Origin of the sequence: Mycobacterium sp. 3-98 (assembly GCF_035918355.1) — a bacterium.
In the GTDB taxonomy this organism is placed as follows: domain Bacteria; phylum Actinomycetota; class Actinomycetes; order Mycobacteriales; family Mycobacteriaceae; genus Mycobacterium; species Mycobacterium intracellulare.
In genome coordinates, this window is the sequence record NZ_CP142360.1 from 4,382,126 (window position 1) to 4,407,231 (window position 25,106).

Genomic DNA, 25,106 nt, shown 5'->3' on the forward strand with positions numbered 1-25,106 from the left:
TCCTGCTTACATCTTGATCGCGGGGATCAGCCTACTGAGATTCCAGAGCCGGTCTCGTCGCGCCGACAGGCAGGAGATCGCCAGTGCGACAGCGGTTATCGCGGCCAGCACGATGATCGCCTGCCATAGTCGGGCGTCGATGCCGCCCAGGATGAGCTGCCGGAGCCCGTTGACGCCATAGGTCATCGGGTCGAAGCGGTGCAGGATCTGGAACGGCCGTGACGTGGTTTCCACGGGGTACATGCCGCCCGCACTGACGAGCTGCAACATGAGCAGAGCCATGATCAGCACCCGGCCCACCGCTGGACCGACAAGCGCGTTGATCGCCTGCGTCGCGGCTACGAACGCACCGGAGATCAGCACCATGAACCCCAGCATGGCCGCCGGATGGACGGCGTGCATACCGAGGGCGAACCGGACCACGCAGTAGAGAATGACGGCTTGGAATAGCGCGATCGCGGCGGCGGGCAGGTAGCTGGCGAGCACCACGCGGAATGCGAGCACCTCCGCCGCGATCGGGCGAGTCTGCAAGGGCCGCAGCACCATCCACAGCACCAACGCACCGAAGAACAAGGCGAGCGTGAGGAAGAACGGAGCCATCCCGGTGCCGAAGTTGGGCGCGGCGTTCTCATGTGAAGCCTCGAGTTGCACCGGACCACCAATGGTTTCGGCGACCGCATCCTTTTGCTGGCTTGTCCAGTTGGGTACCTGCTTGGCCCCGTCGGCGAGTTTGGTCGCCAGCTCGGCCGATCCCGCCTTGAGTTGTCGTGCGCCGTCGTCGAGCTTGGCGATGCCACCGGCCAATTCGGCGTTGCCGGTGGCGACTTGCTGGGCTCCGTCGCGCAGCTGGGTGAGCTTGTTCGTCAGCTCCTGTCCCTTGCTGCCGACCTGATCGAGCGCCGACCCCAGGGGGCTGCCCGGGTTCCGTAACCCCGATGTCATGGCGATCGCCGCGTTCTGCGCGTCGGTGAGCTGCTGGCGGATTTGAGGCGTGAATTGGTGACCCCGGAGCTGATCCTGGATGCCGCGCAGGTTGTTCGCCAGCGGATCCTGTCGTGCGGAGAGCTGGTCGATCACCGATGACAGCGAGTTTGCGGCGGCATCCTGCGCCCCGGCGATGGCACCGAGTTGGTCGTTGGCCTGCGCAAGAGCTGCCGCGCCCTGTTGCAATTGCTGCGTGCTGCCGCCGATTTGCGACACCGCCTTGGTCACCGCGAGCAGCGGGTCGGTGGCCTGGTTGATTCCGTCTGACAGTTGCTTGGCGCCCGTGGCAAGCGTTGCCGATCCGGACCGCGCGGTATCCAGGCCGGACACCAGCTGACCGGCGCCGTCGTCGAGTTGCGCGGCCCCGTCTGCGGCCTGCTTGATCCCCGATCCCGACGAAACCACCACCGACAGCATCTGATTGACGGCCTGTCCCGAGATCCGGCTGGACACGGCGTTGAGCACCTGGCCGATGGCAGTACGACCGATACTCGTCGAGATGTAGTTGTTGGCGTCGTTGTAGACGGCGATCAGGTTGGCCTTCTTGGGTTGCCCGGTCACCGGCGACGCAATGGCCGCGCTGAAATCGGGCGGTAATTCGACCATGAAGTAGTACTTGCCGTGGTCGACTCCGTTGCGTGCCTCCGCTAGGTCCACGACGTGCCAGTCAAGGCCGCCGTCCGCGGTAAGGCTCTTGGCGATCTCCGCGCCGGCGTTGAACTGTTGCCCGGATACGACGGCACCACGATCGGAGTTGACCAACGCCACGGGCATCTTGTTGGTGTGGCCGAACGGATCCCAGAACGCCCACAGGTACAGCGCCCCGTACACCAGGGGTAGCAGCATCAGTACGACGATCGCCACGCGCGTCAAGCGGCTACGGCCGAAACGTTTGATCTCCGAGCCAAAGGCGAGTCCAGCCAACATCGTTCAGCCCTCTCCGGTCAGGATGCGGTGATCGTGTAGTTCGTGGTCGGGCGCCTCCGTGCCGAGCGGGTTGGTCACCCCGACGACGACGGTGCGCTGCTCGGCGATCACGCCGAGCCTGTCGGCCGCGATCGTTCGCCGGGAATTGTCGCGAACCTGCTCGAGGTCGCCGACCACCAGGATCGGCCGATTCGACAACAACGCCAGCGTGATGCGCAGCAGAAACAGTTCGAGGTCTGACAGTTCGACGATGTAGGTGTCGCCGGACGGCGGGGCCATCTCGCCGAAGACCTCGGCCAGCTCGGCCGGACCCGATTGAAGCGGCACCGACGAATACCACGGCGCCAGCCACCGCCGTTGCTCGGCGAGCACGGTCTCCACGGTCACCGAATCCTCCAGCTCGTCGATGCCTTCGAAGGCCGCGATCGAGCACTGCCGGCGGATCGCGCGCGGGGTTGTTTCGCCGAGGACGGTGAGCGTGCCGTGGCTCGGCCTGAAACGTCCCGCGAGCGTCAGCAGCAGCGTGGTCTGCCCTGGGCCCCCGGGCATCTGAATCGCGTGAAATCCCGACGTCAGGGTTAGGTCGACCCCCGAGAAGAGCGGCCCGTGCTCACCGTCGACCCCCAATCCGCGGGCGATGATCACCGGCGCCGCGGCGTCCGGCCCGTCATTCGTACCCATGGTGAGGCCCTCCCTGACCGGCGGAAGCCCGAATCGATCCCAGCACCGCGGTGACCAGCTGCGCTAGCAGGTCGGGGTTGATGGTCCCGGGACGCAGGACCTCTTCCATCGCCACGCCGAGGTTGATGGTGACGACGAGCTGGGCGAGGTCGGCGAGCTCTCGATCGGATGCCACGGACGGGCTCGATTTGACGATGTGCACCGCTTGGTGGGCGGCGGCGGCGCGGCGGCGTTCGATGAGGCGCTCGCGCAGCTGGTTGTCGCGCTGGGCGCGCAGCCAGTATTCGACGAACAGCACGTAGAAATCGGAATGGTCGCGAACCGCGTCCAGCCATGACCGGCTCAATTCCCGTGCGGCCGCACCGGTGTCGCCGCCGCTGCTGTCCAGCGCTGTGGCGATCTGCTCGCCGCGGAGCTCGAATTCGCGGTCGAGCAGGGCCAAAAACAGCTCATCTTTGGATTCGAAATTCGAGTAGACCGCTCCCTTGGTGAAACCCGCGGCCTGGCCGATCGCATCGATGGTGGCCCCGGCGAAGCCTTCGGCGGCGAAAACCTTCGACGCCGCGTCCAGGATGCGGTCGCGAACCTCGCCGCGGGTGGGGCGGGTTCGGTGCGCCTTGACAGGAGACATGGTCAGCAGCATACTCCCTGGTATCGAATGGATACTATTGAGTATCGAAAGGATGGCGCCAAGAAAGCTTGGTTAGGGTGTGATCCCAGAGTTCGCGCGCGAGGATCGGATCGTAGGCCGCCCGATTGGCTTTGGCGACTTTGCCTTTCGCGTAGTATTCGCCGACCGCCCAGTCGACGCCGGGCACGCTGGTCGCCAACCAGACCAGCTGATCGGCGCCATCATCCGCGGACTTGATCATTCGGCTGACGGGCGTGCGTTGCATGGTCGTCAGAAACCGCGAGCCGGACGAATGACCGATATTTGTGTTGACGAAACCGGGGTGGACCACTGCCACCGAAAGGCCATCGGCCCGATACCGGCGATCTAATTCCTTGGTGAACAAGATGTTTGCCAACTTCGCCACCGCGTAGGCGGTGCTGGGCCGGTGCCGTGCCGTCGTGTCGAAATCGGCGAGCTTGACGTTGCGCAGCAGCCGCTGTGACGAGCTGGACGTGTTGACGATCGTGGCGCGTGACTCCAGCAGCACATCCAGCAATTGGGTGGTCAACAGGAACGGCGCCAGGTAGTTGACCTGATAGGTGCGTTCGTAGCCGTCGGGGGTCAGCTCGATCTTGCTGGCCATCCTGCCCGCATTGTTGAGCAACACGTCGATACGCGGATGTTGCGAACGAATCTTGCCCGCCAGCGCCCGCACCTGGGAGAGGTCGGCGTAATCGACGACGAAGTGGTCCGCGTCCAATTCGGCGGCCACCGCGGCGGTCTTGGTTGGGGTGCGGCCCACCACGACGATCTGGTCGCCGGTGCGGCAGAGGCGACGCGCCGCAGCCGCGCCGATGCCGTCGCTGGCACCCGTGATGACAATCGTCCTGCGCGTCATTGCGAGACCTCCACGGGGAGTGTAGCGATCACGCGACAGGCGGGCCGCCGCTCAACGACGAGTTCACTGTTCGGCCAACGCCCCACCACCATCTGCACTCAGCTGAGCCGGGGGAAGTGCCAGCATGCCGTTAGGAGTACGGGCGGAGCCCGATCACCGCCGCAGTGAGTAACGAACCGGCAGGTGCTTGAGCCCGCCGACGAAGGTCGTAGCGACCAGCTCCGGGTCACCGGTCAGTTCAATGGATTCCAGGCGTGGCAGCAGCTCGGAGAAGAAGCTGCTGACCTCCATGCGGGCCAGCGCCGCACCCATGCAGAAGTGCACGCCGTAGCCGAAGGCCAGGTGCTTGTTGGGGTCGCGACCGACGTCGAAGCGGAACGGGTCGTCGAAGACTTCCTCGTCGCGGTTGGCCGATACGTAGGACAACAGCACGGATTCGCCTGCGGCGATGGGCACTCCGCGCACCACGGTGTCGCTGGAGGCGGTGCGCATGAACTCCTTGACCGGGGTGACCCAGCGGATCATCTCGTCGGTGGCCAGCGGCATCAGGTCGAGGTTGTCGCGCAGGCGTTGCAGCTGGTCAGGGTTCTCGATGAGCGCCTGCAGGCCGCCGGAGATGGTGGCGCTGGTGGTGTCGTGGCCCGCGGTGGCGACGATCAGGTAGTACGAGACGGTGTCGATGTCCGACAGCGGTTCGCCGTCCACGCGGGCGTTGGCGATCGCCGAGGCGAGATCCTCGGTCGGGTGCTCGCGGCGGGACGCCGTCACGCCGTTGAAGTACTGGAACATGTCGAACAACGCCGGCAGCTGATCCTCGTTGGAGCTGCCGCGCTTGAATTCGGAATCGTCGCTGCCGAACAGTTCCTGGGTCAGCTTGAGCATGCGGGGAAAGTCTGCCTCGGGCAGGCCCAGCAGCGACATGATCACGTAGAGCGGGTAGTTGACCGCGACCTCTTGAACGAAGTCGCATTCGGGACCGGCTGCCATCATCTTGTCGACGTAGATCTTGGCCAGTTCGTCGACGCGAACCTTCAACGCCCGCATCGCCTTCGGGCGAAACCAGTCGGAGCCGATCGCGCGCACCACCCGGTGTTGCGGGTCGTCCATGTGGATCAGCGTGCGCACACCCGCGGCGGCCTGCATCTCGTCGCCTTCGGCGGTCGTGAGCACCGGACGCGGCCAGTTGGTGAAGAGCATGTTTTCACGCTCGATGTCCATGATGTCGGCGTGTTTGGTGATCGCCCAGAACGGTCGGTAATTCGGGACCTTCACCCACGACACCGGGGCGTTGGCGCGCAGGTGCGTCAACGCCGCGTGCAGCCCCTGCTCGTCGGTGTAGGCCAACGGGTCCGCCAGCAGGTTGGCGGCCTCGTCCATCGTGGTTGCGCTCACGGGTGAAACTCCTCGATTCGGGGCACCCCCGCCGGCCGAAGACGGACCTTGAGGCGGGGCGCGTCAGGCATGCGGGTAACTTTACAGTAAGCAATCCAGTATGTGACCCCGCAATCCGTGGTGACCGCAAGCGGGTCGCCACGCTGTGATTCGTCGCGCGACGGATCCTCGATGAGGTAGGACATAGGCATGCCGAAAGCCCAGGACTGGGGAGAAACGCTCGACGATCTCGAGCGCCGCCGTCAGCACGCGTTCGAAATGGGCGGGCCGGAGCGGCTCGACAAGCACCGCAACAAGGGCAAGCTCGACGCCCGCGCGCGGATCGAGTACCTCCTCGACCCGGGCACGTTCCGTGAGCTCGGCACCCTCGTCGGTGGTGAGACCGCGGCCGACGGGCTGGTCGTGGGCTCCGGTGAGATCAACGGCTCACCGGTGATGCTGGGCGCCGAGGACTTCACGACCCTGGCCGGCAGCATCGGTCCCGGCGGCAATTCCAAGCGGTACCGCATCGCCGAACTGGCGCTGCGAGACAAGATCCCGCTGGTCATGCTGCTCGAAGGCGCCGGCTTTCGCCCCACCGGCGGGCACTACGGGCGCACCCCGACCGACCTGCTGGCGCAGGCGCAGTGCTCGGGGCGCGTCCCGACCGTCGCCGCCGTCCTCGGCCCCTCGGCCGGGCACGGCGCCCTGGTGGCCCCGGTTTGCGATTTCCGGATCATGAGCCGGCAGGGCGCGATCTTCACCGCCGGTCCCCCCGTCGTCAAAGAGTCGACCGGAGAAGACATTTCGAAGGAGGACCTGGGCGGGCCGGACGTCGCTTTGCCCAGCGGCGTGATCCACAATGTCGCCGAGGACGACGAAGCGGTGCTCGACGACGTCCGCCGCTACCTGTCGTACTTCCCGCCGAGCGCCTGGTCGTACCCGTCGCCGCAACCGACCGGTGCGGCCGCCGACCCGCGGGCGACGCCGGAGCTGCTCGACATCGTCTCCCGGGACAACCGCCGCGTGTACGACATGCGGGCCGTGCTCGACGTGGTCTTCGACAGCGCCGACTGGTTCGAGGTGCAGCCCCAGTTCGGCAGGGCGATCGTCTGCGCACTCGCCCACCTCGGCGGCCACCCGGTCGCGGTGGTGGCCAATCAGCCCCAGGTGCTCGCGGGCTCCATCGACGCCGACGCCGCGGACAAGGCGGCCCACTTCATCATGGTGGCGGATTCCTTCCACCTGCCGATCGTGTTCCTCGCCGACAATCCGGGCATGCTGCCCGGCAGCCGATCCGAGCGCGCCGGCGTGCTGCGCGCCGGTGCGCGGATGTTCGCCGCGCAGACGGCCGCCACCACGTTGAAGCTGCACCTCACGCTGCGTAAGGCGTACGGGTTCGGCTCGATGGTCATGTCGCTGTTGGGTTTCGATCATCAGGTCGCGACCTTCGCCTACCCCGGCGCGACGATGGGCGCCATGAGCGCCGCGGCGCTGAGCCGCGCCTCACACGCCGGCGAAGACCTCTCGGCCAAGCTGCGCAACGCCGAGCTGGAGGCGTCCTATCGATCGGCCGAACACATGGGGTTCGACGAGCTCATCGATCCCCGCGAGACGCGCGATGCTCTGCTCGCGTCCTTGAAGCGTGGCCTGTCGAGCAGGCAGGCCGCCGCGGAGCCGGTGTCCCGGACGGTCATCCTGCCTTAAGACTGCCGCGAGATTGCATCTACCGATTCGCGATACGCCGCGACGATCGGCTCGAGCTCGTCGGGCGTGGCGCCGTGCATGATGACCGCGTCGGCGCCGTAGTCGAACTCCTTGCGGATGCGGTCCACGCACTGTTGGGCGGACCCGGTGGCCGAGGGCTCCAGCCATTCGTCGGGAATCAGCGTCGCAATGTGCTCGATCTGTTCGGGCGTGCCCTTGTGGTCGATCCCGCCCGCGATCGACGTGACCACCGGGTCTTCGCGGAACCGCTGCAGCACAGCGGGATCCCAGTCATTGGTTCGGACGAGCAGGTCGCCGTAGCCCTGCAGGTAAGTGGCCAGCCGCGCGACGGTCTTCTTCAGCCGCAGCTCTTCGGGCAGGTGGTCCCCGACGGTCGCGAAGCACGACCACACCCGCACGCTGTCGGGGTCGCGGCCCGCCTTCTCCGCGGCGGACTTCACGGTTTTGACGCTGCGCTGCAAGGTCTCCGGGGTGAAGTAGGTGTGCAAAATGACGTCGTCGAACACGCGGCCGCCGAGCGCGAGCGTGTTGGGTCCGAAGGCCACCAGGGCCAGCCGGATGTCTTCGTTGAAGTCCGGATCGAGAAAAAGGATGGGGTACTTGCCCATTGGGCCGTCGTGGTTGAAGATCAGCTCGCCGTGCCAGAGCCGGCGCATGACTTGGGCCCAATCCTCCATTTGCGCCGTCGTCACCGCCGGGATGCCGAAGGCCCCGTAGATCGCTGCGATGCCCCGGCCGACGCCCAGGGTGAACCGGCCGCCGGAGAGACGATGCATGGTGGTCGCCCACGATCCCGTGATGAGCGGGTGGCGGGTGTTGTGATTGGTTGCGGCGGTGGCGATCTGCATGCGAGTGGTCACCGCGCACGCCGCCCCGACCAGAGACGACGCCTCCTTGACGTTCCAGCGCTCGGAGATGAATCCGGTGCCGAAGCCCAGTTCCTCGCCACGGCGGGCCTCGTCCATCAAGGTCGCCGGGCCCTCACCGCCCGCGCCGGCCAGCAGATAGAAGCCCAGTTCATCAAGCGTACGGTCACTCAATTCCAAACCCCTTGCTGGTAGCCGCAGTTCCAAACCTCGGTAATTTTGCCATCGACCACGCGGAACACCTCGATGCTGGCGACGTTGGTTTCGGTGCCGTCCTTGGTTTTGATCGTCGAGTCGTAGACGATCGCCACGTGTTCGCCGTCGTCGCCCTCGATGACGACGTTGAGGTCGAAGTGCAACGATTCGGCCGCCTGCCACATGTCCACCACCCGCTGGACCGCTTCGGCGTGGGTCAGCGTGCGGGAGGAACCGACCTCGTGCCGAATGACGGTGTCGCCCAACAACTCCTCGGCCAGCTCGATGTTGCGTTCGTTCCACACGACCAGGTTGTAGAGTTCGACGACGGTGCGCGCCGTCCAGGTGGGCGCCATCAGCCGGGCACCGCGTCGCGCAGGAATCGGTCGGTGATGCGCTGCACGCGCCGGGAGAAGATGTGCCCGACGTGGCTGCCGTCGTACCAGTACAACTGGCCGCCCCACCGTTCCTGCAACGCGTTGGCGGGCTCGCGCATCGCCATCCGGTCGTGCCACGCCCCGACGATCAGCCGGCGTTCCGGCGGCGGCGACGGCGTGACGGCCAGGGGGTCGATCACCGAGGTCAGCTGGGTGACGACGGGAGATTCCAGCAGCTCGCGAAATCCGTCGCGCGAGGGCCCCCAACGCTGAAGGTGCCGCGCGATCATCGCGTTGAGTCCCAGGATGGGCGTGTACAGGGCCACCGCATCGATCTGCTTTTCCAGATGCGACACCAGTGCGGCCACGGGGCTGCCCATCGAAATCCCTGCCACCACAACGGCGGTGCCTTGCGCCTGTGCCCAGCGCACCACGGCGCGCACCTCCGAGACGACCCGCATCATTCCCGCGACGTTGCCGCGCGGATCCATGTCGGGGTACGCCGGCCATTGCCGGCGCCGGCACCCGTGACCCGGCTGCACCGGCAGCGCGATGTTGAAGCCCAGCTTGCGATGTATCCGGCCGATGCCGGACATCAGCAGGTCTTCGGTGCCGCCCTGGCCGGCGCCGTGCACCCATACCAGCCAGGGTCGGGGGCCGTCGCGGTGCCGGCACACGTGCACCACCGCCCGTGCCGGGCCGCCCAACCCGTCGGCCTCCAAGCTCGGCGGCAGCGCGGGATCGTGTTCGAAAGTCACCCGTTCGTATGCCAGGCCGGCGATGCGGTGCCGACGTATCGAGGCTTCCCGCAACGGTTTCGGGTCGCCATGCGCGCGGTCGATGCCGAGCGCCGAGAGCTCTTCGGCCGCCGCAATGCAGGCATCGAGCGAGCGCATCGCCGCGGGGCTCCCACCGAGCAGCGAAAAGCCGCTCAGCACAAGCTCATCGAGCATGACCTCACCGAACTGGCGCGCACCGCGCGGTGACAACGGGGACCAATTAGTGGACTCCTGCAGGCCGGCCACGGTGCGCGGCACCAGCATTCCGAGTTCCCGGGCCGCGTCTTTGGCCAGGCTCAGCCCGTTCAATGCCTTCGCCATGTCGCTCACCTTCAACAGCTACGCCAGTTTGAACCCGGTGTATCCGCTTGCCGCGATCTCGTCACAGCGCCGCCGGTATTCGGGGATTCCGCCGGTATAGCCCATGTACATCCGTTTCTTGCCGGGCACGTTGCCACCGTTGTACCAGGAGTTGCACGACGGATGCACCAGCACCGTCGGCGCAACAAGCGCCGTGGCGTGGTCGATCCACTCCTGCTGAGCGGTGCTCAATGCCTCGATGGTGCGGATGTCGTGGGCGCGCAGGTACGCGAGGCAGTCGCCGATCCACTCCACGTGCTGCTCGAGGGCGGCGACGAAGTTCGTCGCGGCGCTCGGGCTGCCGGGGCCCTGAACCGTGAAGAGGTTGGGGAACCCGGCGACCGCCAGACCCAGATACGACAGCGGGCCTTCGGTGGCCCAGAATTCGCCGAGCGAGACGCCGCCGCGGCCGCGAACGTCGATCCGGCTGAGCGCGCCGGTCATGGCGTCGAACCCGGTGGCGTAGACGATGACGTCGAGCTCGTGCAGCCGGTCCTCGGTGCGGATGCCGGCGGGCGTGACCTCGCGGATCGGCGACTTGCGCAGGTCGACCAGGGTGACGTTGTCGCGGTTGAAGGTCTCGTAGTAGCCCTGGTCGATGATCGGTCGCTTACACGCGAACGGATGCACCGGCACCAGGGAGGCGGCGGTCTCCGGGTCCTTGACGATCCGCGCCACCGCCTCGCCGTACAGCTTGGCGGCCATCCGGTTGGCTTCGATGTCGAAGAAGATGTCGCCCCAGTTCAATGCGCCCATGACGCCGTGCTCCTCGATGGCGCGCAGTTGTTCTTCGCGCGTCGCCGACTTCAGCGGCGGCCTGCCGAGCATTTCGAGCAGGACGGAGAAGGCGCTCAGCCGGGCCGCGCCGATCGGGTGGGCGCGCTGGGCCGCACGGATCTCGCCATACCGGGCCTTCATGTCGTCGAGCTCGCCCGGGGCGAAGCGATGCACCCGCCAGGGCAGGGTGTAGGCGGGTGAGCGCTGAAATACCGACAGCTGCAGGGCTTCTCGGGCGACGACGGGGATGAGCTGGACGCCGGTCGAGCCGGTACCGATGACGCCGACGCGCTTGCCGGTGAGGTCGACGCCGCCCTCGGGCCAGCGGCTGGTGAACAGCGACAGCCCGGCGAACGTGCCCATCCCGGGGATGTCGGGTTCCAACGGCACCGACAGGATGCCGGAGGCGGCGACGACGAAGGGAACGCGGAAGGTTTCGCCGGTTTCGGTGCGCACCGACCACGTCGCGGCTTCGTCGTCGAACGTCATCGCGACGACCTTGGTGCCGAATTGGATGTCACGGCGGAGGTCGAGCCGGTCGGCCACGAAGTTCAGGTAGGCCTCGATCTCGGGCTGGGCCGGCATCGACTCGGTCCACACCCACTCCTGCTGAATCTCTTCGGAGAAGCTGTAGGAGTATTCGATGCTCTCGATGTCGCACCGCGCGCCGGGGTATCTGTTGAAAAGCCAGGTGCCGCCCACGTTTTCGGCCATCTCCAGCACACGGGTGCGCAGCCCGAGTTCCCGCAGCCGGTGCAGCATGTACAGCCCGGAGAATCCGGCGCCGATGACGAGAACGTCGAACGAGGGATCAGCGTCGGCCATCGTCACCGCCGGTCATCCTCAAGATGGTTCTCGTCAGGTGCAAGGACTTGATCTGCCAACGACCGTCCCGCTTCTCATAGGTCTCGTGGTAGTGCCCGGCGCCGTACAACTCGCGGCCGTCACCGAAGATCAGCAGGTCCTCCATCGCCCAGATGCCGGTCGCGGTGGTGGCCGAGGTGAGCGTGATCTCGGGGGTGTGGCAGTGATGTTTGGTGGCCACGCCCTCGAGGCCGCCCATCACCATCGGTGCGAAGTTCTCGACGCCCTCGAACGGCGGCGCGGTCTGGGGGTCCGCACCGGCGGTGGACACCGCCATGTCGAGCGTCACCACGACGTCGGCGGTGAACACTCCGCGCCAGGACTCGAGGTCTTTGGTGTCCAGGAAACGGCAGTAGCGCGCCTTGAGCTGTCGGATGGCTTCCAGCTCGTCAGCCGCTGTCGTCATCTCACTCCCTTGCCGCGCGCGGGCCGGACTGCTGAAATCTATACTGTAATGGATTTAGTATCAACGATCGCGGGAGGCGCCGACGTGAAAGTCCCCTTCACCTGGAAGGTCACCGGCTGGTTCATGGTCGGCTGGTCCCCGGAGTTTCCCGTCGGCGAGGTCCGGCCGCTGCACTATTTCGGCGAGGACCTGGTGGCCTACCGCGACGAGTCGGGCGAGCTGCACGTCCTGGAAGCGCACTGCAAACACCTCGGTGCTCACATCGGCCACGGCGGCAAGGTGGTCGGCGACTGCGTCGAGTGCCCCTTCCACGGGTGGCGCTGGGGCCCGGACGGCTGCAACAAATACATTCCCTATCAGCCGGACCGACCCAACCGCGCGCTACACCTGAAGGTGTATCCCGTCCGCGAGCAATACGACTGCGTGTTCATCTGGCACCACCCGGACGGCAAGGAACCGCAGTGGGAAATGCCGGACATCTTCAGGAAGTTCCCCCAATTCGAGACCGATCCGGCGGCCTACTACCGGGCATATCCGGAGTTTTCCCGGCGCGCGGAGCGCGAGCCGGTGCATCCGCAGATCGTGGCCGAGAACGCCCCCGACAGCGCCCATTTCGAGTACGTGCACCACGCCACGGTGACACCCCGAGTCCTCGACTGGAAGATCGTCGACCACGAGTGGCAGTTCATCGCCGGCTGGCCTGATGCGAACAGCGACGACCCCGAGGACCTCGCGTTGCGGTTCCACAGCCACCTGTTCGGCCTCGGCGGGGCCATCAGCGTTTTCGAGGGCGCGCAGAATCACCGGCTGATCTTCACGTGCACACCGGTCGACGACGAGTGTTCGGACCTGTTCTACTCGATCTGGTGGCCGCGGATCCCCGGCGATGACTCCCCCGTACCGGAGGGCAAACTCCGGGAGGTCATCGAGAAGCAGTTCTTGTCCACCGTGTTCGACGACCTGCAGATCTGGCGCTACCAAAAGTACGTAGAGCGTCCGCCGCTGTCCAAAGTCGACGCGAAAGGCTATATGGCACTGCGGAAGTGGGCGACGCAGTTCTATGACGTCGCGCCGGTGGGCGCCCCCGCATGACGGACCCGCTGGCCGGACTGGCCGCACCCGAGCACACCGCGATCGTCACCCAGGAGTGCCAGGGCGCGGTGATGGGTCCCGATGCCGGCCTGGCCATGCTCGCCGAGGAGGCTCGCCGCGACGCGCTGCCCAACATCGCGCGCCTGCTGCCCGCGGCCCGGGCGGCCGGAGTGCGCGTTGTGCATTGCCTGGTGCAACGGCGGCCCGACGGGCTCGGCTCCAACCACAACGCGAAGATCTTCGCGATGGGCGGCGGCAACCGGGTGGACATCACGCCCGGCACACCGGGTGCGGAGTTGCTGCCCGAATTAGGGCCGGAGCCTTCGGATTTGGTGTTGCGCCGCTGGCACGGCGTGGGCCCGATGGGCGGCACCGATCTGGACGCGGTGTTACGCAATCTCGGCGTATCGACCATCGTCGTGGTGGGTGTTTCGCTCAACATCGCGATTCCCAACCTCGTCATGGACGCGGTCAACTCCGCCTACCGGGTGGTCCTGCCCCGCGACGCGGTGGCCGGCATCCCCGCCGACTATGGTGCAGCGATGATCGCCAACACGCTGTCGCTGCTGGCCACCGTCACCAGCACCGACGATCTTCTGCAGGCCTGGGACAAGGGAGCCCGATGACCGATACCGCGCCGGAAGTCCGCGGCGGGTTCCCCGACGTCAAACCCGTCGAGGACGCTCCCGCCGAGCTGGGCCCGTTCGTCGCCGCGCTGCGCCGCCTGCAGGACCTGACCGTGTCCACCAAGCCGGACCCCGCGGTGTGGGCCGCCGCGACGGCGCACCTGGAGAACGCCTGCGCGCTGCTGGACGGCCACCAGGTCCCGGAGATCGAGGCGGTGGCCGGCCGGGTGCTGACCCTGCCCGGGTTGGCCCATCCCCTCCTGCCGCCCTGGATGGTGACCGAGTCCGGCCCCGACGGTGTGAGGATGGCCGGGCATTTCACCGCCTCGCACATCGGCGGGAACCGGGCCGTGCACGGCGGCATGATCCCGCTGTTCTACGACTGGTTGTTCGGCATGGTGGTGTCCACCGCGGATATCCGGCCGACGCGCACCGCCTACCTGCATGTCGACTACCGGAATATCACCCCGATCGACCAGCCGCTGAGCGCTCAGGGGCGCATCACCAAAGCCGAGGGCAGGAAAGTTTTCATTGACGCTACTATGACAGACGCGGACGGCACGTTGCTCAGCGAAGCCAACGGCCTGATGGTTCGCCTGCTACCCCACCAGCCGTGAGAGGCACGATGTCCGACACCACAACAACATTCACGGTGCCTGCCGTCGCGAAGGCCGTCGCGGCGGCCATCCCCGACCGCGAGCTGATCATCCATGGGGATCGCCGGTACACCTACGCGCAGGTGATCGACCGCTCCAACCGGCTGGCCGCCTACCTGCACTCGCAGGGGCTGGGGTGTCACACCGAGCGCGACGCGCTGGCGGGCCACGAGGTGGGCCAAGACCTGCTCGGCCTCTACGCCTACAACGGGAACGAATTCGTCGAGGCGCTGCTGGGCAGCTTCCAGGCGCGGGTCGCCCCGTTCAACGTCAACTTCCGCTATGTGAAAAGCGAGCTGCAGTATCTGCTGGCGGACTCGGGGGCCACCGCGCTGCTCTACCACGCCGCGTTCGCACCGCGGGTCGCCGAGATCCTCCCCGACCTGCCACAGCTACGCGTACTGATCCAGATCGCCGACGCCTCGGGCAACGACTTGCTCGACGGCGCAATCGATTACGAGGCCGCCCTGGCATCCGTGTCCCCGGAACCGCCGCCGGTGCAGCACTCCGCCGACGACCTGTACGTCCTGTACACCGGGGGCACGACCGGCATGCCGAAGGGCGTGCTGTGGCGCCAGCACGACATCTTCATGACGTCCTTCGGCGGGCGCAACCTCATGACCGGCGAGCCGTCGCAGTCCATCGACGAGATCGTGAAGCGCGCGGCCGCGGGGCCGGGCACCAAGCTGATGATCCTGCCCCCGCTGATCCACGGCGCGGCCCAGTGGAGCGTGATGACCGCGATCACCACGGGCCAATCCGTCGTCTTCCCCACGGTCGTCGATCATTTGGATGCCGACGACGTGGTCCGCACCATCGAGCGGGAAAAGGTCGCGGTGGTGACGGTGGTCGGTGACGCGATGGCCCGCCCCCTGGTCGCCGCCATCGAGAAGGGGATCGCCGACGTGTCGTCGCTGGCGGTCGTCGCCAACGGCGGCGCCCTGCTGACCCCGTACGTCAAGCAGCGCTTGATCGAAGTGCTGCCGAACGCCGTCGTCGTCGACGGCGTCGGCTCGTCGGAGACCGGGGCGCAGATGCACCACATGTCGACCTCGGGGGCGGTCGCGACCGGCACGTTCAATGCCGGGCCGGACACGTTCGTGGCCGCCGAGGATCTGACGGCGATCCTGGAACCCGGGCACGACGGGATGGGCTGGCTGGCCCAACGCGGTTACGTTCCGCTCGGCTACAAGGGCGATGCGGCCAAGACCGCCAAGACTTTTCCGGTGATCGACGGCGTTCGCTACGCCGTCCCCGGTGACCGCGCGCGCCACGGCGCCGACGGCTCCGTCGAACTGCTCGGCCGCGACTCGGTGACCATCAACTCCGGCGGCGAGAAGATCTTCGTCGAGGAGGTCGAAACGGCCATCGCGTCGCATCCCGCCGTGGCCGACGTGGTGGTCGCCGGGCGGCCGAGCGAACGGTGGGGCCAGGAGGTTGTCGCGGTCGTGGCGCTGGCCCAGGGCGCCCGCGCCGAGGCCGACGAGCTGGTGGCCCACGCCTCAAACACGTTGGCGCGCTACAAACTGCCCAAGGCGATCGTGTTCCGTCCGGTCATCGAGCGCAGCCCGTCGGGCAAGGCCGACTATCGGTGGGCGCGTGAGCAGGCGGTGAGTGGCTGAGCGATGTCATTGCTGCAGAAGGACGAGACGCTGACGGCATCGACCGAGGTGCGAGCCTACGCGGAACAGGTGTACGCCGTCGTCTCCGACGTCACGCGGATCCCGGAGTGGAGCCCGGAGACCGTGCGTGCCCAGTGGCTGGCTCCGGACCGTTTTCGGGCCTGGAACCGAAGGCGGCTGGGGCGGTGGCGGACCGAAGCGGTCGTCGCCGAAGCCGCACCGGGACAACGGTTCTCGTTCGTCGTTCAGGCCATGGGCGGGGACTGGACGCAGTGGACATATCTCATCGAACCCGGCTCCACCGCCGGCACATCGCGCCTCACCGAAGTCGTCCGGATGTGTGTCCCATTGCCATGGGCCGCAGTGGCGTTCGAGCGCCTCTTCTTGTTCATCCGGGATCGACGTAAAGATCTTCAAGCGAACCTCGAACTTTCGGTGGACCGGATCCGCACGATTGTCGAGGCAGGGAACCCATGAACTATCACGGGCGCATCGCTGTCGTCACGGGCGCCGGCTCCGGCATCGGCCGCGCACTGACGCAGGCCCTCACCCGCGGCAGGGCGCATGTCGCGGCCGCCGACATCGACGAAAAGGGCCTCAGCCAGACGCAAGCAGCGTGCCCACCCGGCCAGGTCACGCCGTACCGGGTCGACGTGGCGGACCGGGACGCGGTGCTGGGCTTCGCCGAAGACGTGCACCGGCAACTCGGGCCCGCCTCGATGTTGTTCAACAACGCCGGAGTCGACCTGTTCGCGAGCGTGGCGGACATGTCGTGGAAAGATTTCGACTGGCTCATCGGCATCAACATCGGTGGGGTCGTCAACGGCACCAAGGCCTTCCTGCCGCAACTCGTCGAGGCCGGTTCCGCCCAGCACCCGTCGCGGTTGGTGAACCTGTCCAGTGCCTTCGGATTGATCGCGGTGCCCTACCAAGGCGCCTACAGCACCGCGAAGTTCGCGGTGCGCGGTTTCACCGAGGCGCTGCGCCAAGAGATGATCATCGAACGTCACCCGGTGACCGTCCACTGCGTGCACCCCGGGGTGGTCAAAACCAACTTCGGGACCAACATGCGCGCCGCCGAGACGGAGGACCCCGACCAGGCGGCCAAACTCTTTGCGCGCGCGGCAATCACCTCCCCCGAGAAGGCCGCCCGCCTCATTCTGCGTGGGGCCGAGAAGAACCGGGCGAGGATCCTCATCGGCCCTGACGGGCGCGTGATGGCGGCGATGCCCCGGCTGCTAGGCGCGCACTACGCCGCGGTGCAGGCCTATGCCGCGAGGGTGACGAATTCGCGTTCGGGGCGCGCCGGCGCCTGACTACGGCAGCACCCGCACCGGGACGTTGTTCCAGCCCGCGACGTTTTGCATGTTGACACGACGGCAGCCCGCCCAGTCCACCTCATAGCGGGGCATGTGATCGAGCAGCTTCTGCAGTGCGACAGAGCTTTCCATGCGTGCCAGCGCCGCCCCGAGGCAGCTGTGGATCCCGTACCCGAATCCGAGGTTCTGCGCCTCGGTGCGGTCACGCTCGATGTCGAAGACCTCTGGCTTCGTCCACGCGCCGGGATCACGGTTGGCCGAACCCAGCAGCAAAAACACCGGCTTGCCGGCGGGGATGGTGACGCCGTGCACGGTGACGTCTTCGCGCGAGCAGCGCACGTTGTACTGGTTCGGGGATTCGTAGCGCAGCACCTCTTCGACGGCCGCGGGGACCTTGCTGCGGTCGTCGAGCAGTTTCTGCCATTGCTCGGGATGGCGCGCAAACAGCACCACCGCGTTGGCCACCAGCTTGGTCACCGTCTCGGCGCCGGCCCCACCCAATAGCACGGCGAACTGGGCGATTTCGATATTGTCCAAGGCCGTGAGCTCACCGTTCTCGCGCTCGACGCGGGCCGCCACCAGGGCGCTGATCATGTCGTCGCGCGGGGCGGCCCTGCGCTCCTTCACCAACTGGTAGTAGGCGATCGCCATCTGCGTCGCGGCCTGCACGCCGGCCTCCGACATCTCGACCTCGCCCGGCTCGCGGTGCAGGAACGTGTCGAGCCACAGCCGGATCTGCTGACGGTCCTCTTCCGGCACCCCGAGCATCGTCGTGATGACCTCGACGGGGAACAACGCCGAGAAATCCTGGACGACATCGAATCCCGCGGGGTCGGTGGCGTCGAGATAGCGGTCGACCAGTCCGGTCACCAGCGGGCGCATCGCTTCGATCGCGCGCGGCGTGAACACCTTGTTGACCAGGCCGCGCATGTGCCGGTGCTCGGGCGGGTCCATCATGATGATCGACTTGTGCCCCATCGGTTCCTCGGAGCGCACCGCCGCGAGGTCCACGCCGCGCGCCGACGAGTACGTCTCGAAGTTCTTGTACGCCGCGGCGACGTCCACGTGGCGGCTCAGCGCGTAGAAGTCGTACCGTTCGCTGTAGTAGACCGGGGCTTCCTCACGCATCCGTCGGTAGGTTTCGTACGACCCGTTGAAGAAGTCCTCCGAGAACGGGTCGAATTCCAAGGCGACGGTCATTTCGCAACTTTCTTGAGGCGGCGGTGCGTGCGGGCCCGCGCGATTCGCAGGGCGGTGTTGGCGTAGAACCGCAACGAACTGCCGAACGGCGGCGCCGCGGTTCCGGTGATGCTGAACGGCAGGTCATTGCCGACCACGGTGCGGTAATGGCTGAAGGTGTCGAACCCGGCCTTGCCGTGATAGGCGCCCATCCCGCTGCGCCCCACTCCCCCGAACGGCGCCGCGGATGGGATCATCTGCGCCGCAAAGTCGTTGCGGGCGACGCCGCCGCTGCGGGTGTTGCGGACAAAGCTGCGGAAATTCTCGTCGTCGGGACCGTACCAGTACGCCACCAGCGGCGCCGGCCGCCCGTTGATGTAGTCGATCGCCTCGTTCAGACGGGAGTAGCCCATGACGGTCAACACCGGGCCGAAGACCTCTTCGTCGGCGATCCGCATCCGGTCGTCGATGTCGCGGACAATGGTGGGCGCAATTTTGCGGCTGGCGCGGTCGGGCAGCGACTCGCCCTCCGGGCCAATCGTTTCCACGCGGGCGCCGTGTGCCCGCGCGTCGTCGATCAGTCGTACCACTCGGTCGAAATTGGCCTGGTTGACGCTGGAGCAGTAGTCGGCGTTGGCGATCACCGTCGGGAACATCCCGCGCAACGTTTCGCGGGCGGTGTCGACGAAGCTGTCGAGGTGGTCGTCGGGCACCATGACGTAATCGGGGCAGACGCATACCTGTCCGCCGTTGACCATCCGGGCCCGCGCGATGCGCGCCGCCGATCGCGCAATGTCGGCGCCCGGCGCAACCACCACGGGGTTCTTGCCGCCCAGTTCCAGGGTCACCGGAACGAGGTTCTGGGCGGCCGCGCGTTGGACCAACGCACCCACCGACGGCGAGCCGGTGAAGAACAGATGATCGAACGGCAACGCCGCGAAGGCGGCCGCGACGTCGGCGCCACCGGTGACCACGTCGAGCTCGGCCGGGTCGAAGTACTTGGGCGCGGTCGCCGCCATCAGATCCGCGGTATGCGCGGTGATCTCCGACATCTTGATCATCACCCGGTTGCCGGCGGCGAACGCCGCCGACGCGGGCAGCACCACGAGGTTGACCGGGAAATTCCACGGACCGATCACGCCGACGACGCCGAGCGGGGTGGGCTCGACTTCGGCCCGCAGGCCACACAGCCGCGCGGCGGGCATCAGTTTGGCCGGACGCATCCATTGCGCCACATGGGATCTGGTGTGCTCGACCACAGAAGTGATCCCGATGATCTCGGTGAACAACGAGGCCGCCTTGGACCGGGTGCCGTAGTCGGCGGCCATGGCATCGATGAACGCGTCGCTGTTGTCCAGCAGCAGCGCCATCAGCCGATCGATACGGTTGCGCCGGACCGCGGCGGTGGGCGGCCCCTCGGCCACAAAGGAGCGCCGTTGCCGGTCCAGCATCGCCCGTAAATCGGCTTGCCGCCGCCCCGCCGGACCGTCAACCTGTTGGCCAACTGAACCCATGGCTGCACAGCTTACGGCAGCCGTAGCCGCGTCGATATAGTCTACTGTAATCTTTACAGTACGACCGTGTACCCGAGCCGGAGAGCAGCCGTGGAAAGTCAGCTTCAGGATGCCGTCACCGGCGACAAGCCGGGCGACTACCTGCGCGACCCGTACCCCTACTTCGCGCGGAAGCGCAGCGAGGGCGGGGTTTTCCACGGCACCGTCATGGACTACTCCAAGACCCCCGAGTCGCTGCGACCCAAGCGGTCCTTCGCGGCGGTGTCCTTCGACGCGGTGAACAAGGCGTTTCGTGACGGCCGGGTGTTCAGTTCGGCGATGTACGACACCACCATCGGCCTGTTCATGGGGCCGACCATCCTGGCGATGGAGGGCAAAAAACACCGCGACCACCGCAACCTGGTGTCCGCGGCGTTCAAGTCCAAGGCCCTGGCCCGCTGGGAACCCACCGTCGTCCGGCCGATCTGCAACGCCCTCATCGACGAGTTCATCGACTCCGGCCGGGCCGATCTGGTCCGCCAATTCACCTTCGAGTTTCCCACCCGGGTCATCGCCACCCTGTTGGGTCTGCCGGCAGACGACCTGCCCATGTTTCACCGACGCGCGGTCGAACTGATCAGCTACGCCGTCAAATACGAACGCGCCTTCGAAGCGTCGGCGGCGTTGAAGAACTACTTCCTCGAGCAGATCGAAGCGCGCAGGGCCGAGCCGACCGAGGACATCATCGGCGACCTGGTCACCGCCGAGATCGACGGCGAAAAGCTCAGCGACGAAGCCATCTACTCGTTCCTGCGCCTGCTGCTGCCCGCCGGGCTGGAAACCACCTATCGGTCCTCGGGCAACCTGCTGTTCCTGTTGCTCACCCACCCCGAGCAGCTCGCCGCGGTGCAGGCCGATCGCACCCTGATCGCACCGGCGATCGAGGAGGGCCTGCGCTTCGAGACGCCGTTGACCACGGTGCAGCGGTTCACCTCCGAAGACACCGAACTGGAAGGGGTCACGATCCCGGCCCGCTCGGTGGTCGACCTCTGCATCGGCTCGGCGAATCGCGACGGACACCGCTGGGAGCGCCCGGAAGAGTTCGACATCTTCCGTGCGCACGTGCCGCACATCTCGTTCGCCGCCGGGGAGCACACCTGCTTGGGTCTGCACCTCGCGCGCATGGAGACCCGGGTCGCGCTCGAATGCCTGCTGGATCGGGTGACCAACATCAAGCTGCTCACCGATGACGATCCGCATGTCCACGGTCAGCCGTTCCGTTCGCCGACCGCGCTTCCGGTTACGTTCGACGCGAAGTAGGGTCCCGGGAATGGTCAAGGTAATGCAGGGCTTTCGGGTCCTCGAGGTTGCGCAGTTCACGTTCGTCCCCGCCGCCGGCGCGATCCTCGCCGACTGGGGTGCCGACGTCATTAAGGTCGAGCATCCGGCGCGCGGCGATACTCAGCGTGGCTTCGTCAACATGGGTGGCTTCCAGCTCAATCCCGACCGGCATCCGCTGATAGAGCATCCCAATCGGGGCAAGCGCAGCGTCGGGATCGACGTCTCCACGCCGGGCGGTCAGGATGTGATCTACGAACTGGCCAAGTCCGCCGATGTGTTCCTGACCAACTACATGCCCGCGCAGCGGCAGAAGCACAAGTTCGACGTGGAGCACATCCGCGCGGTGAACCCGAACATCGTGTATGCGCGCGGCTCGGCCTACGGCGACAAGGGCGCCGAGCGTGACGTCGGGGGCTATGACGGGACGGCATTCTGGACGCGCAGCGGGGTGGGGTACGCGCTGACCCCCGAGGAGTTGGGCGGTGCACTGGGACAGGGCATTCCCGCGTTCGGGGACTCCATTGGCGGCATGTTCATCGCCGGTGGCATCTCGGCCGCGCTGCTGCACCGCGAGCGGACCGGCGAAGCGCTCGAGCTGGACGTGTCGTTGCTGAGCACGGCGTGGTGGGCGGCGGGCGCGAGCGTGACGCAGGGCATGGAAACCGGCGAGGTCATGCGCACCCCGATGCCCGGATCCGCGGCCGCATCGGTGAATCCCTTCCTGGGCAATTACTTAACCTCCGATGGCGGCACGATCAACCTGTGCATCGTCAGCCCGACGGGCTACATTCGCGACACCTTCGAGCACCTCGGCATCCCCGAGGCGGCCGACGATCCCCGCTTCTGCGACGTGCTGCCGTTGATCCAAAACGCCGACGCTGCCGCCGAGCTGATCGCAAAGGCCTTCGCCGGCAAGCCCTTCGACTACTGGCGACAGCACCTGAAAACGATGAAAGGCCAGTGGGCGCCGTTCCAGAGCCTCCTCGATCTGGCCGACGACGAGCAAGCCATCGCCAACGACATGATCGTCGAAGTCGAGTCCAACGATGGCGGTGCACCGTTCAAGGTCGTCCGCGGGCCGGTGCAGTTCAACCACGAACCGCTCGTCACCACCCGGGCCCCGCAAGCATCCGAGCACACCGAAATCGTCCTGATGGAACTCGGGATGGACTGGGACCGCATCGCCGAACTCAAAGATTCAGGAGCCATCGCATGAATCGCGCCGACGACGATGCAGAACGCAGTGATGAGGAGGAGTGGCGCACATGAATCGCGCCGACGACGATGCAGAACGCAGTGATGAGGAGGAGTGGCGCGCATGAATCGCGCCGACGACGATGCAGAACGGAGTGATGAGGAGGAGTGGCGCACATGAATCGCGCCGACGACGATGCAGAACGGAGTGATGAGGAGGAGTGGCGCACATGAATCGCGCCGACGACGATGCAGAACGGAGTGATGAGGAGGAGTGGCGCAAATGAATGACGTCGCGATCATCGGCGTGGGCCTGCACCCCTTCGGTCGCTTCGAGGGCAAGTCCGCGATGGAGATGGGCGTCGACGCGATTCGGCTCGCGGTCGACGACGCGGGCGTGCAGTGGAAGGACATCCAGGCCGCCACCGGGGGCAGCTGGACCGTCGCCAACCCCGATGCCATCGTCGGCATGGTCGGGCTCTCGGGCATCCCCTTCACCAACGTGTTCAACGCCTGCGCGACTGCTGCCAGCGCCGCCAAGGCCTGCGCCGACGGAATCCGGTTGGGCGACTACGACATCGGAATCGCCATCGGCCTGGACAAGCATCCGCGCGGCGCGTTCACCGAGGACCCGGCCCTGGTCGGGATGCCGCGCTGGTACGCCGAGAACGGCCAGTACCTCACCACCCAGTTCTTCGGCATGAAAGCCAACCGCTACCTGCACGAGCACGGCATCTCCCAGCAGACGCTGGCCAAGGTGGCAGCCAAGAACTTCCGCAACGGCGCGCGGAACCCGAACGCGTTTCGGCGCAAACCGATTCCCGAAGACGAGATCCTCAACTCGACGATGCTGAATTACCCGCTCACCCAGTACATGTTCTGTGCGCCCGACGAGGGCGCCGCCGCCGTGGTCATGTGCCGCGCCGACATCGCGCACCGCTACACCGCCAAGCCGATCTTCGTGCGGGCGGTCGAGGTACGCACCCGTCGCTACGGCGCCTACGAGGTGAACACCACCTTCGCCCCGGTCGACGAGGACGTGGCGCCGACCGTGTATGCCGCGAAGGCCGCGTTCGAAAAGGCCGGTGTCGCACCGGAAGACGTCGACGTCATTCAGCTGCAGGACACTGACGCCGGCGCCGAGATCATCCACATGGCCGAATGCGGTTTCTGCGCCGACGGCGAGCAGGAGAAGCTGCTGGCCGACGGCGCCACCGAGATCACCGGCTCGATGCCGGTCAACACCGACGGCGGGCTGATCGCCAACGGCGAACCGATCGGGGCGTCGGGCCTGCGGCAAATTCACGAGCTGGTGCGCCAACTCCGCGGCGAAGCCGGCGATCTTCAGGTGGCCGGTGAACCACGCGTCGGATTCGCTCAGCTCTACGGTGCGCCCGGTACCGCCGCGGCCACCATCCTGACCACCTAGCGCGAGCAGACACCAAAGCACCCGACACGCCTTTGCGTTCCGTGCTTTTGCATCTGCTCACGCAAGAAAGGGCACCCATCCCCGTGGCTCAATCCACCCAATTCACCGGAGCGCCGATCTTCGACGCCGACCAGCACATGTACGAAACGCCCGAAGCGCTGACGAAATACCTTCCGGAAAGGTATTCGCGGGCCGTCCAATTCGCCCAGATCGGGCGGCAAACCCGCATCGTGATCAACAACAAGGTCAGTGACTTCATCCCCAACCCGACGTTCGAACGCGTCGCGGCCCCCGGCGCGCACGAGAAGTTCTTCGCCGGGGAAAACACCGAGGGCCTCACGTTGCGCGAGATGCAGGGACCGGCCATCGCGGCGCCGGCCGCGACCCGTAACCCGGTCGATCGGGTGGCCGAACTCGACCGCCAGGGTGTCGTCGAGGCGCTGAACTACCCCACGCTGGCCAGCCTGGTCGAGCACTCCTCGGCCGACGACCCCGAGCTCACACTGGCGATCATCCACGCGTTGAACCAGTGGATGGCCGAACACTGGACCTACAACTACGGCGACCGCGTCTTCTCCACACCCATCATCAACTTGTCTGAGGTCGACGCCGCGCAGCGCGAACTGGACTACCTTCTGGCCAACGGCGTCCGCGCCGCGCTGATCAAACCGGGTCCCGTGAACGGCGTCCACGGCTGGCGGTCGCCGGCGCTGCCCGAATTCGACCCGTTCTGGCGCGATGTCGAGGCCGCGGGCCTGCCGATCGTGCTGCATGCCAGCTACCCTCCGCTGGACGATTACGTCGGCACGTGGGAACCGCCCCACACCCAGAATTTCATGGCCATGAGCGCATTTCGCTGGATGGTGCTGGGGCACCGCGAAATTGCCGACATGATCACCAGCCTGATCTGCCACGGGACCCTGACCCGGTTCCCGAAGCTGCGCATCGCCAGCGTCGAGAACGGCAGTTCGTGGATCTTCCCGTTGTTCAACGACTTTGAAGACCTATACAAGAAGATGCCACAGAACTTCCCGGAGCATCCCCACGACGTGTTCCGCCGCAACATCTGGGTGAGCCCGTTCTGGGAGGGTTGCGTGGCCGACGTCGTCGACACGGTGGGATGGGACCGAGTGCTGTTCGGCTCCGACTACCCGCACCCCGAAGGCCTCGCCGAACCCAAGGGCTTCTGGAAATACGCCGACAACATGGACGAGCGGCGCACCTATGACTTCATGGGCGACAACGCGCGCCGGTTCATGGGCCTGCCGATCGCCAACCCCGACCCGGACGCCGTCAACCCGCCCGCCCTCGCCGGCACAGGTTAAGCCC

The 25,106-nt window shown here is 66.5% G+C and carries 23 protein-coding genes; 11 read left to right on the forward strand and 12 right to left on the reverse strand.

Annotated elements, in window-relative coordinates:
- Window positions 1–6: 6 nt before the first annotated feature.
- The 5 genes from QGN30_RS20500 to QGN30_RS20520 form a co-directional block, all read right to left on the reverse strand.
- On the reverse strand, window positions 7–1,911 hold the full coding sequence (locus QGN30_RS20500; RefSeq protein WP_029385645.1) for a YhgE/Pip domain-containing protein: 1,905 nt from the start codon (window positions 1,909–1,911) through the stop codon (window positions 7–9).
- A 3-nt stretch (window positions 1,912–1,914) separates the two neighbouring features.
- Window positions 1,915–2,592 (reverse strand): hypothetical protein, encoded by a 678-nt coding sequence (locus tag QGN30_RS20505; RefSeq protein WP_008255000.1) that lies wholly within the window; start codon window positions 2,590–2,592, stop codon window positions 1,915–1,917.
- On the reverse strand, window positions 2,579–3,235 hold the full coding sequence (locus QGN30_RS20510; protein ID WP_009957684.1) for a TetR/AcrR family transcriptional regulator: 657 nt from the start codon (window positions 3,233–3,235) through the stop codon (window positions 2,579–2,581). Before QGN30_RS20510 ends, QGN30_RS20505 begins: the two co-directional genes overlap by 14 nt.
- A gap of 22 nt (window positions 3,236–3,257) precedes the next feature.
- Window positions 3,258–4,103: an SDR family NAD(P)-dependent oxidoreductase gene (locus tag QGN30_RS20515; protein WP_009957685.1), complete on the reverse strand. Its 846-nt coding sequence runs from the start codon at window positions 4,101–4,103 to the stop codon at window positions 3,258–3,260.
- A gap of 153 nt (window positions 4,104–4,256) precedes the next feature.
- A complete protein-coding gene (locus QGN30_RS20520) occupies window positions 4,257–5,480 on the reverse strand; it encodes a cytochrome P450 (protein ID WP_014379630.1) in 1,224 nt (407 codons plus the stop codon).
- A gap of 204 nt (window positions 5,481–5,684) precedes the next feature.
- Here QGN30_RS20520 and QGN30_RS20525 point away from each other — a divergent pair, with 204 nt between their 5' ends.
- On the forward strand, window positions 5,685–7,181 hold the full coding sequence (locus QGN30_RS20525; protein ID WP_014379629.1) for an acyl-CoA carboxylase subunit beta: 1,497 nt from the start codon (window positions 5,685–5,687) through the stop codon (window positions 7,179–7,181).
- Here the strand turns inward: QGN30_RS20525 and QGN30_RS20530 are convergent.
- Genes QGN30_RS20530 through QGN30_RS20550 form a run of 5 tightly spaced genes read right to left on the reverse strand, consistent with a single transcriptional unit; the run spans window position 7,178 to window position 11,826 of the window.
- Window positions 7,178–8,242, reverse strand: coding sequence for a TIGR03857 family LLM class F420-dependent oxidoreductase (locus tag QGN30_RS20530; RefSeq protein ID WP_036458535.1), 1,065 nt, complete (start codon window positions 8,240–8,242; stop codon window positions 7,178–7,180). The genes QGN30_RS20525 and QGN30_RS20530 overlap by 4 nt on opposite strands.
- Window positions 8,239–8,619: a nuclear transport factor 2 family protein gene (locus QGN30_RS20535; protein ID WP_038535615.1), complete on the reverse strand. Its 381-nt coding sequence runs from the start codon at window positions 8,617–8,619 to the stop codon at window positions 8,239–8,241. The genes QGN30_RS20530 and QGN30_RS20535 overlap by 4 nt, the downstream gene beginning before the upstream one ends.
- Window positions 8,619–9,740: a PHB depolymerase family esterase gene (locus QGN30_RS20540; RefSeq protein WP_248923569.1), complete on the reverse strand. Its 1,122-nt coding sequence runs from the start codon at window positions 9,738–9,740 to the stop codon at window positions 8,619–8,621. Before QGN30_RS20540 ends, QGN30_RS20535 begins: the two co-directional genes overlap by 1 nt.
- 18 nt (window positions 9,741–9,758) lie before the next feature.
- Entirely contained in the window at window positions 9,759–11,381 is a 1,623-nt protein-coding gene (locus tag QGN30_RS20545) for a flavin-containing monooxygenase (RefSeq protein ID WP_038535613.1), read from the reverse strand.
- Window positions 11,368–11,826: a nuclear transport factor 2 family protein gene (locus QGN30_RS20550; protein WP_201407333.1), complete on the reverse strand. Its 459-nt coding sequence runs from the start codon at window positions 11,824–11,826 to the stop codon at window positions 11,368–11,370. The genes QGN30_RS20545 and QGN30_RS20550 overlap by 14 nt, the downstream gene beginning before the upstream one ends.
- Window positions 11,827–11,910: 84 nt before the next feature.
- On the opposite strand from QGN30_RS20550, the gene QGN30_RS20555 reads away from it, so the two are divergent.
- Genes QGN30_RS20555 through QGN30_RS20580 form a run of 6 tightly spaced genes read left to right on the forward strand, consistent with a single transcriptional unit; the run spans window position 11,911 to window position 17,138 of the window.
- Window positions 11,911–12,918, forward strand: a complete 1,008-nt coding sequence (locus tag QGN30_RS20555; RefSeq protein WP_009957694.1) for a Rieske 2Fe-2S domain-containing protein — start codon at window positions 11,911–11,913, stop codon at window positions 12,916–12,918.
- On the forward strand, window positions 12,915–13,544 hold the full coding sequence (locus QGN30_RS20560; protein ID WP_038535608.1) for a cysteine hydrolase: 630 nt from the start codon (window positions 12,915–12,917) through the stop codon (window positions 13,542–13,544). Before QGN30_RS20555 ends, QGN30_RS20560 begins: the two co-directional genes overlap by 4 nt.
- Window positions 13,541–14,161 (forward strand): PaaI family thioesterase, encoded by a 621-nt coding sequence (locus QGN30_RS20565; RefSeq protein ID WP_014941538.1) that lies wholly within the window; start codon window positions 13,541–13,543, stop codon window positions 14,159–14,161. Before QGN30_RS20560 ends, QGN30_RS20565 begins: the two co-directional genes overlap by 4 nt.
- Before the next feature lie 8 nt (window positions 14,162–14,169).
- Window positions 14,170–15,822 carry an acyl-CoA synthetase gene (locus QGN30_RS20570; protein ID WP_014941537.1) on the forward strand — a complete coding sequence of 551 codons (1,653 nt, stop codon included), beginning with the start codon at window positions 14,170–14,172 and terminating at the stop codon, window positions 15,820–15,822.
- A gap of 3 nt (window positions 15,823–15,825) precedes the next feature.
- A complete protein-coding gene (locus QGN30_RS20575; protein WP_014941536.1) occupies window positions 15,826–16,299 on the forward strand; it encodes an SRPBCC family protein in 474 nt (157 codons plus the stop codon).
- The gene (locus QGN30_RS20580) at window positions 16,296–17,138 is read left to right on the forward strand and encodes an SDR family NAD(P)-dependent oxidoreductase (protein WP_014941535.1); all 843 of its coding nucleotides are present in this window, start codon (window positions 16,296–16,298) and stop codon (window positions 17,136–17,138) included. Before QGN30_RS20575 ends, QGN30_RS20580 begins: the two co-directional genes overlap by 4 nt.
- On the opposite strand, the gene QGN30_RS20585 is transcribed toward QGN30_RS20580, so the two are convergent.
- Both QGN30_RS20585 and QGN30_RS20590 read right to left on the reverse strand, forming a co-directional pair.
- Window positions 17,139–18,341 (reverse strand): cytochrome P450, encoded by a 1,203-nt coding sequence (locus tag QGN30_RS20585; RefSeq protein ID WP_014941534.1) that lies wholly within the window; start codon window positions 18,339–18,341, stop codon window positions 17,139–17,141.
- The gene (locus tag QGN30_RS20590; RefSeq protein ID WP_008254972.1) at window positions 18,338–19,771 is read right to left on the reverse strand and encodes an aldehyde dehydrogenase family protein; all 1,434 of its coding nucleotides are present in this window, start codon (window positions 19,769–19,771) and stop codon (window positions 18,338–18,340) included. The genes QGN30_RS20585 and QGN30_RS20590 overlap by 4 nt, the downstream gene beginning before the upstream one ends.
- Before the next feature lie 153 nt (window positions 19,772–19,924).
- Here QGN30_RS20590 and QGN30_RS20595 point away from each other — a divergent pair, with 153 nt between their 5' ends.
- The 4 genes from QGN30_RS20595 (at window position 19,925) to QGN30_RS20610 (ending at window position 25,102) form a co-directional block, all read left to right on the forward strand.
- Window positions 19,925–21,133, forward strand: coding sequence for a cytochrome P450 (locus QGN30_RS20595; RefSeq protein WP_038535605.1), 1,209 nt, complete (start codon window positions 19,925–19,927; stop codon window positions 21,131–21,133).
- A 22-nt stretch (window positions 21,134–21,155) separates the two neighbouring features.
- Window positions 21,156–22,370: a CaiB/BaiF CoA transferase family protein gene (locus tag QGN30_RS20600; protein ID WP_036458572.1), complete on the forward strand. Its 1,215-nt coding sequence runs from the start codon at window positions 21,156–21,158 to the stop codon at window positions 22,368–22,370.
- Between the two features lie 261 nt (window positions 22,371–22,631).
- Complete coding sequence (locus QGN30_RS20605; protein WP_038535603.1) at window positions 22,632–23,777, forward strand: thiolase family protein; 1,146 nt, start codon at window positions 22,632–22,634, stop codon at window positions 23,775–23,777.
- Between the two features lie 83 nt (window positions 23,778–23,860).
- Window positions 23,861–25,102: an amidohydrolase family protein gene (locus QGN30_RS20610; protein WP_014384116.1), complete on the forward strand. Its 1,242-nt coding sequence runs from the start codon at window positions 23,861–23,863 to the stop codon at window positions 25,100–25,102.
- Window positions 25,103–25,106: the final 4 nt, after the last annotated feature.

What these genes read in the sequence shown, in the direction of transcription:
- QGN30_RS20590 (WP_008254972.1), bottom strand. Translation starts at nt 19,771, where the DNA reads ATGCTGGACCGGCAACGGCGCTCCTTTGTGGCCGAGGGGCCGCCCACC.
- QGN30_RS20525 (WP_014379629.1), top strand. Translation starts at nt 5,685, where the DNA reads ATGCCGAAAGCCCAGGACTGGGGAGAAACGCTCGACGATCTCGAGCGC.
- QGN30_RS20585 (WP_014941534.1), bottom strand. Translation starts at nt 18,341, where the DNA reads ATGACCGTCGCCTTGGAATTCGACCCGTTCTCGGAGGACTTCTTCAAC.
- QGN30_RS20600 (WP_036458572.1), top strand. Translation starts at nt 21,156, where the DNA reads ATGCAGGGCTTTCGGGTCCTCGAGGTTGCGCAGTTCACGTTCGTCCCC.
- QGN30_RS20570 (WP_014941537.1), top strand. Translation starts at nt 14,170, where the DNA reads ATGTCCGACACCACAACAACATTCACGGTGCCTGCCGTCGCGAAGGCC.
- QGN30_RS20575 (WP_014941536.1), top strand. Translation starts at nt 15,826, where the DNA reads ATGTCATTGCTGCAGAAGGACGAGACGCTGACGGCATCGACCGAGGTG.
- QGN30_RS20520 (WP_014379630.1), bottom strand. Translation starts at nt 5,480, where the DNA reads ATGGACGAGGCCGCCAACCTGCTGGCGGACCCGTTGGCCTACACCGAC.
- QGN30_RS20565 (WP_014941538.1), top strand. Translation starts at nt 13,541, where the DNA reads ATGACCGATACCGCGCCGGAAGTCCGCGGCGGGTTCCCCGACGTCAAA.
- QGN30_RS20515 (WP_009957685.1), bottom strand. Translation starts at nt 4,103, where the DNA reads ATGACGCGCAGGACGATTGTCATCACGGGTGCCAGCGACGGCATCGGC.
- QGN30_RS20545 (WP_038535613.1), bottom strand. Translation starts at nt 11,381, where the DNA reads ATGGCCGACGCTGATCCCTCGTTCGACGTTCTCGTCATCGGCGCCGGA.
- QGN30_RS20540 (WP_248923569.1), bottom strand. Translation starts at nt 9,740, where the DNA reads ATGGCGAAGGCATTGAACGGGCTGAGCCTGGCCAAAGACGCGGCCCGG.
- QGN30_RS20550 (WP_201407333.1), bottom strand. Translation starts at nt 11,826, where the DNA reads ATGACGACAGCGGCTGACGAGCTGGAAGCCATCCGACAGCTCAAGGCG.
- QGN30_RS20580 (WP_014941535.1), top strand. Translation starts at nt 16,296, where the DNA reads ATGAACTATCACGGGCGCATCGCTGTCGTCACGGGCGCCGGCTCCGGC.
- QGN30_RS20535 (WP_038535615.1), bottom strand. Translation starts at nt 8,619, where the DNA reads ATGGCGCCCACCTGGACGGCGCGCACCGTCGTCGAACTCTACAACCTG.
- QGN30_RS20505 (WP_008255000.1), bottom strand. Translation starts at nt 2,592, where the DNA reads ATGGGTACGAATGACGGGCCGGACGCCGCGGCGCCGGTGATCATCGCC.
- QGN30_RS20605 (WP_038535603.1), top strand. Translation starts at nt 22,632, where the DNA reads ATGAATGACGTCGCGATCATCGGCGTGGGCCTGCACCCCTTCGGTCGC.
- QGN30_RS20500 (WP_029385645.1), bottom strand. Translation starts at nt 1,911, where the DNA reads ATGTTGGCTGGACTCGCCTTTGGCTCGGAGATCAAACGTTTCGGCCGT.
- QGN30_RS20560 (WP_038535608.1), top strand. Translation starts at nt 12,915, where the DNA reads ATGACGGACCCGCTGGCCGGACTGGCCGCACCCGAGCACACCGCGATC.
- QGN30_RS20510 (WP_009957684.1), bottom strand. Translation starts at nt 3,235, where the DNA reads ATGCTGCTGACCATGTCTCCTGTCAAGGCGCACCGAACCCGCCCCACC.